Here is a 2,561-nt window from a genome sequence, read left to right on the forward strand (position 1 = left end):
AGCGGGCCGCCGCCCGCGGCGGGGCCGCCGCCGTGCACGGCCCCTGGGAGCGCCGCCGCGCCGCAGCTGTGCGTGAGCCAGCCCTACGGCGACCAGAACACGGTCTTCGTGCTCCACGGCAGCGGGTTCGTCCCTGGCACCGCGGTCACGGTCGGCCTCGCCGGGGTGGGCGGCTCGCGGGACCGGCCTGTGGTCGACCGGGAGGGCACCTTCAACTACGCGATCGACCAGGGACACTATTTCTTCCCAGGCCCGATCCCGCTGGGCACGTACCGCGCGGTCGTGACCGCTCCAGGCGGGGTGAGCCTCAGCGTCTCGTTCACCGTCGGCACGGCGCCCTACGCGCCGCCGGGCAGCGCGCCCCCCGGCACCCCGTAACTCCCGGCTCCACCACAGGTCCTCCTGCCGCGAGCACCACGCGGGATCGCTCAGCAGCCCGAGGTCCCCGACAGAGACGACACCGTGCTCGATCAGCACCCGGACGGCGACCTCGTCCGACAGCCGGACGTCGGCGCCGGCGAGGCCGCGGTCGGTGATCTTGCGGCGCAGCACCTTGACATGCTCGGCGACGCGCGACGACAGCCGGTCGCGGAACTCCGGGTCGGCGTCGAACCGCTCAAGCTCGTGGTGGGCGCCGGTCACCTCGAGCGCGGCCCTGGCGATCTCGGGGGTGCGCGGCAGCGGGGAGGTCGCGCTCGGGTCGAGCAGCCACGGCCGGCACCACATCAGCGCGACCAGGAACATCTTGGTCATCGGGTCCAGGTAAAGCGGGAGCAGCGTGCCGTCGCCGTCGGCCGGCGCCTGGCTGGCGGGCGTGTCCGCGCCGTGCCGCCTGTGTCGTCCGGGAACGGTGACCGCGAGCTGCAGCCCGTCGTCGAGCATGGCGCGCGAGCCGACCATCGCGGTCCCCGCGTGCACGAGCCAGCCGCCGTTCGGCTCCCCGTCGCCTTCCACCCGGGGCAGCCGGATCCGGTAGCCGTCGCCCGCCACGTACAGCGCGTGCGTGCGGCTGACGTTGGCGATCCAGGCGCCTTGCGGGGTCGTCGTGATCACCCCGGCACGCCGGGAGAGCCCGCGCCCGGCTGATATCGCCAGGTCCACCCCAGGTCCCCGCCCGAACACCAGCTGGCTGCCGTCCGTGAGCCGGATGACCTGGCCGGACGCGGTACTGACATGCGCGGCCACCGGGCCAGTCTAGGCCCGGCGCCGCCGCGGCGGGCACCCCCGGGTTCGGGGATGGCGCGACAGGCGCGCGGTGCGGTTAGCTCGGCTAGGCGGGGCGCCGGGTGCCGCTCTGGGGAGCCGCCGCCAGGTGGGGGGAGGTACCGGCTCGGGGTGATCCGGTACCGTGGCAGGCGGCACCCGGCGCCCCGTCCGGCCCCGTCCACCCTGTCCGCCCCGCCCGCCGCGAGCCTGTCATCCCGGCCAGGCTAGGCGAAGGCTAGGCGGCCTCGGCCTCGGCGGCCCGCTGGATCGCCGCGAGGCTGTCGCGCAGCGCCTGCCAGACCGTGCCGAGGCTGGCGCAGGCGTCCAGGTCGCCGCGGATGGCGCCGGACGGCAGGGCCTGCTCGCCCAGCGCGCGCACCGCGGCCTGGCCGGCCGCCACGAGCACCGGGTCGGCCGCCTCGATCGTGAGCCGGTCCTCGGCTACGCGGATGACCATCTGACGGCGGCCCGCCGCCTCGGGCTGCTCGTCGCTCGTGCCCGTGACGTCCGCGTCGCGCAGCGCCTCCCTGGCCTGGTCCAGGTCGACGCCCAGCGCCGCCAGCGCCCGCGCGGCGGCCGAATCGGCGTCGGCCAGCGCGGCGAGCAGCAGGTGATGCGAGCCGACCGGTTGCCCCCCGGCCAGCCGGGCGGCCTCGCTGAGCGTGGCGTCCGCCGCCGGCGTGGCGTTCAGCGACTGCTCCTCGGCCTGCGCGGCGACGGTCTCGACGGCGGCACGCCGCCGCAGCCAGCGCAGCGCGGTGGGCCCCGCGTCCCTGGCCTCGCCCGCGGGCACGAGATTGAGCACCGCGGTGCGGATCGCCGGCAGGTCGGCGTGCTTTGCCATGATCTGCGCCGCCACGCCGTCGCCCTCCCTGATCACGCCGAGCAGGATGTGCTCGGTGCCGATGTAGGCGTGGTGCAGTTGCAGCGCCTCGCGCAGCGACAGCTCCAGGATCTTCTTGGCGCGCGGGGTAAAGGGGATGTGCCCGCTTGGCGATCGCTTGCCGGGCCCGACGGCGTCGAGCACCTCCTGCCGGGCGCCGTCCAGCGTCATCCCGGCGTCCCGCAGGACCCGGAACGCGACCCCTTCGCGCTCGGCGAGCAGCCCGAGCAGGATGTGCTCGGTGCCGATGTAGTTGTGGTCCAGCCGCCGTGCCTCTTCCTGGGCCATGACGACCACGTGCCGCGCCTGCGCGGTGAATCGCTCAAACATAGAACAAGCATGCCTCCCTGATTCCAACCTGATCAATACCATGCTATTAATAGGGTTAGTAGGGAGGCTGCTGGGCATGGACTGGGAAGACCGGCTGGATGAGTGGGAACTCGAACTTGAGCTGAGCGCCCAGTTCGAGGGC

The 2,561-nt window shown here is 74.1% G+C and carries 2 protein-coding genes and 1 pseudogene; all 3 read right to left on the reverse strand.

Features of this window, described 5'->3' with window-relative positions:
* The coding region (locus tag Q1N79_RS15185; RefSeq protein WP_300609599.1) for a hypothetical protein at window positions 1-1,185 on the reverse strand (1,185 nt) is incomplete at its 3' end.
* Between the two features lie 256 nt (window positions 1,186-1,441).
* Window positions 1,442-2,011, reverse strand: a complete 570-nt coding sequence (locus tag Q1N79_RS15190; protein WP_300609601.1) for a Clp protease N-terminal domain-containing protein — start codon at window positions 2,009-2,011, stop codon at window positions 1,442-1,444.
* Window positions 1,997-2,419: pseudogene (locus tag Q1N79_RS15195) on the reverse strand (Clp protease N-terminal domain-containing protein); the annotation flags it as partial. The pseudogene Q1N79_RS15195 and the gene Q1N79_RS15190, both read right to left, overlap by 15 nt.
* Window positions 2,420-2,561: the final 142 nt, after the last annotated feature.

Origin of the sequence: Trebonia sp. (assembly GCF_030042015.1) — a bacterium.
GTDB lineage: Bacteria > Actinomycetota > Actinomycetes > Streptosporangiales > Streptosporangiaceae > Trebonia.